Genomic DNA, 7756 nt, shown 5'->3' on the forward strand with positions numbered 1-7756 from the left:
TCTATCGAGCATGGAGCGATAGTGTTCCCGTACCCGCCCCCTATTAATGAGAAGGCCCAATCATTCGCCAGAGAAATCGATGCCCAACTTGTATGGGGGAGAGCAGAAGCAGCCACGAATGGGGGGCATTCCCTATCGCCGCTCTCATTTGGTCCTAGAGATCGAGGGCGGAAGTTCGTGATGTGCTCACTGAATGGCGCGGCATGTACTCGGGCTGCATCTCAAGTACCCGCTCTGCTAATAGGATGTCTTCTTAATGCCACAGCTGTTGCCGAGACTGCCAATGAAATCATGAAGAGAACCGGATCTAAAGTCACTGTAATTCCTTGTGGAGAGAAGTGGCAAGCCGCCTTGGATACCGAAAATAACATGCGTCCTGGTATTGAAGATTATTTGGGTGCGGGTGCTATTCTTTCAAATCTAAACGGGAACAAGTCCTCGGAATCACAAGTTTGTATAGGCGCATTTGAATATTCCAAAAAAGATCTTGTCCCACATATTTGGGATTCAGGGAGCGGCCGCGAACTCCGGGAACGTGGATTTGAGCAAGACGTTACTTATTGTTCCCAGCTGAATGTTAGTCGAGTTGTCCCTTTATTACATGAAGACAGATTTATTAATGCCGTTGAATGGTTGGGCGAGAGTTGATCAAGTACAGTCAGTTGGTCACATGTTGTTGCAAGCAATCTAGTAGAGTTTCCGTATGTTCTGACGCATACCGGTTGTACATGCGGATTGCAACTGCATTATACTTCGGAATGACGGCTACATGACAGCCTGTTGCTCCGAATGCTTCGAACACATCCTCACCATAATACCAGCCCATAATCCGTTTTGTGGCGTAACCCGGAGTTGTTCTGAGTTCTTGGGAAAGATCAAACACAGCTTGCGGGATGATCTGCTTCCCATTCACAATACCATTATTCAGGTACAGATATCCCCAGTAAGCCAGATCCCTTGCACTCATATATAGATTGCGTTCATGCCCCTCATTTGACTCCAATCTAACAGATGCATATCCATCGCCTGCTGTAAAATCACATACCAAACTTTCTTTCGGTACTGCAACCCATTCGGTGTTCGTTAACTGCAGCGGTTCAAGTATGTTCTTCGTAATCAATTGCGAGATCGTTCTGCCTGTAACGTTCTTAATGATTCTGGCGGCCAACCCTTCTCCTTCTACTTTCTCGGGTCCGAAAAACTTCGGATTCGTCTTAGTCAGTACGTTTCTTACAGTAATCGCTTCTAGTTCTTCTAGTGGAATATCGTCCACATACGGATGAATCGGCGAATCGAGATCGAGACCAGCTTCAATGACAGCGAAAGCTAGAGCTAGCGTGATGTGTGTTTTCCTAATCGAATAGACGTTAAATTGAGAAGAGGGAGTCACAGGGCTAGCCCCAGACTTGGCGTGATGAAAGCCGGAATACCATTCGGTGACAATCTGATCGTTCTGAATGACAACAACAGCAGCAGCTGTGGCATGGATGGTACGTCTAGTTTGCTCCACATGAGCTAGTAAGGGCTCGAATTGTGCACGGTTGGTCTGAATGGATAGATCCATCTAACATCGCTCCTCTATGGATTACATGGATACTGGTTACCCCATAGTAAACGACAGGCTGCTGTACTATCAAACCTTAAAAACGCAGGTTCTCCTCTGTGAATCGAACATAGATTCCCCTAACCAAGCCATGCAAGGGGGTTTTCAGAAAATCAAATCTCTCTATATCGATGTTTCTCGTATAATATCGCCGAAGGCAATCAGTCAGCCGATTGCATGGATAGAAGGATATGAGAGAATATTTATTGGGGAAAATACTTTGGTGTACAATGAAGGAAAATATGTTCTCATTAATCCTCAATATATTACTTCTCCCTTGTTTACTGAATTTCAATATCTAGCCGAACAACGAAAACAAGCGATGATACAAATGTCAGATAAGCAAAGAGAGAAAATACTTGAAGCTATAAAAAGTAACCCTCAGCGGTTTAAAAACAGTAAAGCGTTTTGACGACTGCAAGACGACATTCGGCTAAATAAAGGATAAGAATAAAGAAATCCGCCCAGAAAGGGCGGATTAAAGTATTTCATTAACTCTCCAATTAGTGTATCCTTATCGTTTTTCATCGCAGTAACCCTATATTTTCAACAAAGTCATCCCATATTCATTCGTAACAAAGTTCATGTCTGAATCCCGGGAGACCTGTACCAAATTAGCTGTAAAGGCAGTTGCAATAATGAGCGCATCAGGAGTTTTTATTTTCCGTCCCTTGCTTCTTTGCTCGCTTTGCATGGAAGCTGCTTTTCTTGCGACAGCGGAATCGACATGTATCATATGCCTAGAGGAGAATAACCTTTCTGCGAATAAGAACTGATTGTGTTTGATACCGCTAAGTACTTCACATTCCGTAATCGTCGAAAAGGAATATTCGCCGTTTTTCTTCTGGGGCTTGTCGCACTAAGTTAACAGCGGCATGATCTTGTCCAGAATGGCGATGACGATGTTCGAATCGAATAAATATCCGGAGTGGTTTTGGGTCACTTTCCCCAGCCCTCCCGTGACTCCTGAATGTGGTCTAATAATTCTTGCGCTTCCCCGGGCTTCAGAATTCCAGCTACACTTAAAATGTCATCGACTGAGTAATCATCAAAGTMCTCAATAGTTTCTGCTTCAAGATCTATGACAAGCTTCTTGGTGGAAATATTGTTTTCAGATAAAAACTCCCTTAAGTCTTTTGCTATATGAGGATGGAGTTTGCGTACTATTGAAATGGGAAATCACTCCTTTTATGAAATATGATCCCGAATCGTTTTATTCATGCGAGCTCTTCGTTTTTCATTACACAATAATTATACCCGATAATGGAACTACTGGATACTGACGCTGAAGCACCACACGCTTTTTAATGTTTTGTACTGACCACCACTTGACCACATTTTGACCACGTACTCATCGGGAGCAGCATTTTCATCAGCACAATTAGGGGGCCTTGGAGTTAACGCTTGTGGAGGCTTTAAATATACGTGCGGGTATGAGAGTGCTGGAAGTCGGAGGAGGCTCCGGACAAATAGCGGCTACCATCGCCAAGTACTGGAATGTAAATGTGGTAATGCTGGAACCCTGGACTGATGGGGGGGAATACGTGACCATGCGATTGCCCTAGGTGAAGATCATCAAGTGCTCGGCATGAAACTTAAGGCTCAAGAAATGCCGTTCGCAGATCATACTTTTGACGCCGTGCTAAGCATTGGTTCATTTGAAAAATTGTGGATCGCATATCGAGACCAGAAACGTATATCATAGGCCGAACAACAGTTAATTACCGAAACAGAGGAGACATGATATGAAACAATTTTTCCTATTTGATACGGATGAACATAGGCGGTCATTGCTCATTCGGGCGAGGAAAGTTGCTTTATCGGCGCTACAACAATATGACTTGGAATGGGATCGCATTCAATTCATTCAACTCTCTGATACGATTACGTATAAAATCGAGACTAGCTCAGCGGAATGTTACCTGCTTCGTATACATTCGGAGCGGCTCAGCCAAGAGGAGATTCGTTCCGAACTTGTTTTTCTTCAGGCATTGAACCAATCCGCTGATCTCCATGTACCTGAAGGGATAGCAAGCTGTAACGGCTCGTATGTATTGGAGATCGATACCGAAGAGGGCTATCGGCGGCCCTATGTCACGATGATGCGGTGGGTAGATGGACAACATACAACAGGGCCACTTACGGATAACGGTGTGTACAACATGGGCGTGATGATGGCAAAACTTCATGAAGAAGCGGTGAAGTTCGTTCCACCTTCTGATTTCTTTCGCCCCGTCTGGGGAGCAGACAATTTCAAACGTGAAATGGCTAAGTTGGAACGTTATTATGCCTGTTTCTTATCGGAGGATGCATGGAAGTCGTACCAGGCTGCTGCGGATAAAATCTTATCCGAGCTTGCTGCCATGTACCAGAATGTCCAGAACTACGGACTCATTCATGCGGATCTTCATACCGGGAATATAGTGTTCAACGATGATAACCCTTACCCAATAGATTTCGGCAGATGTGGATACGGGTACTTCCTTTACGATATGGCAGGCACCTTAGTAGGACTTTATCCTAAGCATCGATGGAAGTTGATTCAAGGCTATGAGAGTATAAGAAAGCTGGAGTCGGATTATGTTCGGAACTTGGAATGTTTCTTCGTCATGTTCATGATCGAAAATTACTGCCATCATGCCTCCGATCCGAGGGAAACATCCAGTCTAATCGCTGAACAACCGTACGCACAGGCGTACATCCGGGATTACTTGACGGATACTCGGTTTCTATTCACTGTGATCGATCCTGTGCGAATGGAGGAGTAGCTTCCTAATCATTTACTTAAAAAACAAGCCACTGGTGCAGATCCAGTGGCTTGTTTCTACATATGCTATCGATGGCGCAGCCAAAGGGCAACGTCACACGTCCTTCCTAGAACACCTTGGTCGTCCAAGATTCGCAGTTCCACGTCTCCGTTACGATATCGCGGTAAAATTCCGGTTCGTGAGAGATGAGCAGGATGCTGCCTTTAAAGGTTCGCAACGCACGCTTCAACTCTTCCTTCGCATCCACATCCAAGTGATTGGTCGGCTCATCGAGCACGAGCAGGTTCGTCTCGTTGTTGATCAGCTTGCATAGACGCACCTTCGCCTTCTCGCCGCCGCTAAGCACGGCAACCTGGCTCTCGATATGCTTGGTGGTAAGGCCGCACTTGGCCAATGCTGCACGTACCTCGAACTGCGAGTAGGAAGGGAATTCATTCCACACTTCCTCGATGCATGTCTTGTAATTGGCTTCCTTCATCTCCTGCTCGAAGTAACCGATATACAGATGCTCGCCGCGTTGAACGGAGCCGGACAGGGCCTGGATCTCGCCCAAAATACTTCGTAACAACGTCGTTTTCCCGATCCCGTTCGCCCCGACCAATGCGATCTTCTGACCCCGTTCCATGCGCAAGTTAAGCGGTCGAGATAAGGGAGAATCATAACCAATAACGAGATCCGTCGCTTCGAAGATCAGCTTGCCGGATGCTCTCGCTTCCTTGAACTGGAACTGAGGCTTCGGCTTCTCCTTGGCCAGTTCGATGACGTCCATCTTATCCAGCTTCTTCTGTCTCGACATCGCCATGTTACGAGTCGCGACACTCGCTTTGTTCCGGGCCACGAAGTCCTTCAGGTCGGCAATTTCCTGCTGTTGGCGCTTGTAGGCCGACTCCAGCTGCTGCTTCTTCATCTCGTGCACCTGCTGGAAATGCTCGTAGTCGCCGACGTAACGGTTGAGCTCCTGATTCTCCATGTGATAGATCAGGTTAATGACGCTATTCAGGAATGGAATGTCGTGCGAGATGAGAATGAAGGCATTCTCATACTCTTGCAAGTAGCGCTTCAGCCAGTCGATATGCTGCTCGTCCAGATAGTTCGTAGGCTCATCGAGCAGGAGAATGTCGGGTTTCTCGAGCAGCAGCTTGGCGAGCAGGACCTTCGTCCGCTGTCCGCCGCTGAGGTCATTGACGTCCTTATCTAGCCCGATGTCGGTAAGCCCCAGTCCGCGTGCGGTTTCCTCGATCTTGGCATCGATCATGTAGAAATCTTGGTTGGTCAGCGTGTCCTGGATCGTGCCAACATCTTCAAGTAGGCGCTCCAGTTCCTCGGGCGAGACTTCGCCCATCTTGCCGTACGCGTCGTTCATCTCTTGTTCCAGGTCGAACAAGTATTGGAAGGCTCCCTTAAGGACATCACGAATCTGCAAACCCTTGCTCAGCACCGCATGTTGGTCGAGGTAGCCGACACGCATCCGTTTGGACCATACGACCTTACCCTCATCCGGCTGGAGCTTGCCTGTAATGATGTTCATGAAGGTGGACTTGCCTTCGCCGTTGGCGCCGATGAGTCCGATATGCTCGCCCTTGAGCAGACGGAAAGATACATCGTTGAAGATGGCCCGATCTCCAAAGCCGTGACTTAATCGTTCTACGTTTAGAATACTCATGAGTGACACCTTTTCTTATTAAACTTTTTCTCGTCCTATTATAAGCTTTATGGGTCGAACAACTCAACGTGGGAATGTTGCCATTTAAGAAAAAAATAGATGATGTACCTGTCGCTCGAGAACAAATGTTTGGTATACTGATCAACAATACGATTATGGAGATGACAGGACGGATTAATGAAATTTTGTTAGGTTTTGAGGCTTCGAATTGTCTATAGATCAGGTTCGATCATGGGAATGATGGAGGGTTATCTTGTTCGAGGAAAAAGGTCATTTCGGGATGAGGAACACGGTAGAGAAGCAATCGGACGCCGAGTTGGTCGAGCAGGCTCGGGATGGTGGAAGAGAAGCATTCGGCGAGCTGTTTCGAAGGCATCATGCCAAGGCGTACGGCTGGGCGAAGTCGGTAGTGAAAGACACTCATTCGGCCGAGGATATCGTACAGGAGGCGCTGCTCAAAGCGTTCCTACACTTAGCAACGTTAATGAATCCCGAACGGTTCCTTCCTTGGCTGCAACGGATCGTGAAGAATCAAGCTTACAATAAGCTGAAATTGGCTAATCGGGAACAGCCATTAACGAGTTTCATGCCGCGTACCAGCGGGAATAGTCAAGCTCCCGAACGGGGCAGCCTGGACGAGGTTTTGCACCAGTTGAAGCTGCGTTATGGTTCAGATGATCGGCAGGAGGACATCGCCGCAAGCTTKATTCGACGTGAATGGGTGGAGACGATTCAGCACTTGCTGCAATGCCTTACGAAGCGGGAACGTAAGTTTTTTGAATCGTATTTCTTCGAACAGCTGACACCCAGGGAAATTGCCGAGCTGTTCCGTACGACCACAGGCAATGTATACATGGTGCTGTCTCGATCCAAGAAGAAGATGATCCAGGAACGAATCCGCCATGACCTGGACCGCTATATGACGAAGAGAAGGATGGATGAACAGATGATGACAATCATTTTGCCAAAACCAAGAGTGCTGCACTGGAAGTCCCCTAACAAATGGTCGCATGAGCCGTGGACGACGGCAGGTTTCAACATGTACGGCATACTCGAAACGACCGATCAGCATGCGCGATCTGTCGCACAAGTGCTCGGTTTAACGGGCCAAGCGTTCCGACTTATGATCGTCAAGGATTCGATTCATACCGCGGGGGCCACTCTGTATGATTGGAGCCGGGTTCTCCCTGCAGGTATGCTCAATCTGGGATTCGAGTGTCGCATCGTTCGTGCTCAATCTGGCACGTTCCCCTCTACGATGGAGACGGCCGTGCATGCGAGTGAGACTTTAGAGGAAGCGTGGATGCTCATCCAGGATACGTTGGACAAGGGGCATTACGTGCTGTCCTTCGACTTGACGCTGCCGGAATTCGGTATTATTTATGGCTATGATGATGAGTCTCGGGAGCTGTATGTGGGCGACGTCAATATAAGCTTTCACCGTCGGCCGGAGGAGCATGAACGACTCCCATACGATCGGTTGGGAAGAACCGTGACGAATCAATTGCTCGTGATGGCCATTACGAATGCTGTACATATAACGAAGACCGAAGCCCTGGCAGGAGCGATTCAGATCATATTAGATCATGCCAACGGGAAGGAACCGGCATTCGAGATGTGTGCGAACGGACTGCAGGCGTATGAGGCGTGGATCGAAGCCTACGAGAAGGGAAGCATCGACGCAGACGGCAATTCCTATACAACTGAGCTTGTGCATGACGC

At 47.5% G+C, this 7756-nt stretch carries 7 protein-coding genes and 1 pseudogene; 5 read left to right on the forward strand and 3 right to left on the reverse strand.

Translation table 11 applies throughout. From position 1 onward, the window contains the following. A partial coding sequence (locus AC1DWB_RS29670) for a 2-phosphosulfolactate phosphatase (protein ID WP_477544706.1) occupies positions 1–648 on the forward strand: 648 nt, incomplete at its 5' end. Positions 649–658: 10 nt separating this feature from the next. Here AC1DWB_RS29670 and AC1DWB_RS29675 read toward each other — a convergent pair. After that, positions 659–1564, reverse strand: a complete 906-nt coding sequence (locus tag AC1DWB_RS29675; RefSeq protein ID WP_477544707.1) for a serine hydrolase domain-containing protein — start codon at positions 1562–1564, stop codon at positions 659–661. A gap of 25 nt (positions 1565–1589) precedes the next feature. Between AC1DWB_RS29675 and AC1DWB_RS29680 the strand changes: the two genes are divergently transcribed. Further along, positions 1590–2015: a hypothetical protein gene (locus AC1DWB_RS29680; RefSeq protein ID WP_477544708.1), complete on the forward strand. Its 426-nt coding sequence runs from the start codon at positions 1590–1592 to the stop codon at positions 2013–2015. 126 nt (positions 2016–2141) lie between these two features. Here the strand turns inward: AC1DWB_RS29680 and AC1DWB_RS29685 are convergent. Continuing rightward, a pseudogene (locus tag AC1DWB_RS29685) lies at positions 2142–2423 on the reverse strand (PIN domain-containing protein); the annotation flags it as partial. Between the two features lie 586 nt (positions 2424–3009). Between AC1DWB_RS29685 and AC1DWB_RS29690 the strand changes: the two are divergent. Together AC1DWB_RS29690 and AC1DWB_RS29695 are read left to right on the forward strand one after the other, a co-directional pair. Further along, the gene (locus tag AC1DWB_RS29690; RefSeq protein WP_477544709.1) at positions 3010–3168 is read left to right on the forward strand and encodes a hypothetical protein; all 159 of its coding nucleotides are present in this window, start codon (positions 3010–3012) and stop codon (positions 3166–3168) included. 180 nt (positions 3169–3348) lie between these two features. Further along, entirely contained in the window at positions 3349–4371 is a 1023-nt protein-coding gene (locus AC1DWB_RS29695; protein WP_477544710.1) for a phosphotransferase enzyme family protein, read from the forward strand. Between the two features lie 106 nt (positions 4372–4477). Here AC1DWB_RS29695 and AC1DWB_RS29700 read toward each other — a convergent pair whose 3' ends face one another. Further along, positions 4478–6034, reverse strand: a complete 1557-nt coding sequence (locus AC1DWB_RS29700; protein ID WP_477544711.1) for an ABC-F family ATP-binding cassette domain-containing protein — start codon at positions 6032–6034, stop codon at positions 4478–4480. A gap of 253 nt (positions 6035–6287) precedes the next feature. Between AC1DWB_RS29700 and AC1DWB_RS29705 the strand changes: the two genes are divergently transcribed. After that, positions 6288–7756 (forward strand): RNA polymerase sigma factor (locus tag AC1DWB_RS29705; RefSeq protein WP_477544712.1); only part of this gene is annotated, 1469 nt, incomplete at its 3' end.

This window comes from Paenibacillus sp. P4_E11 (genome assembly GCF_056401635.1).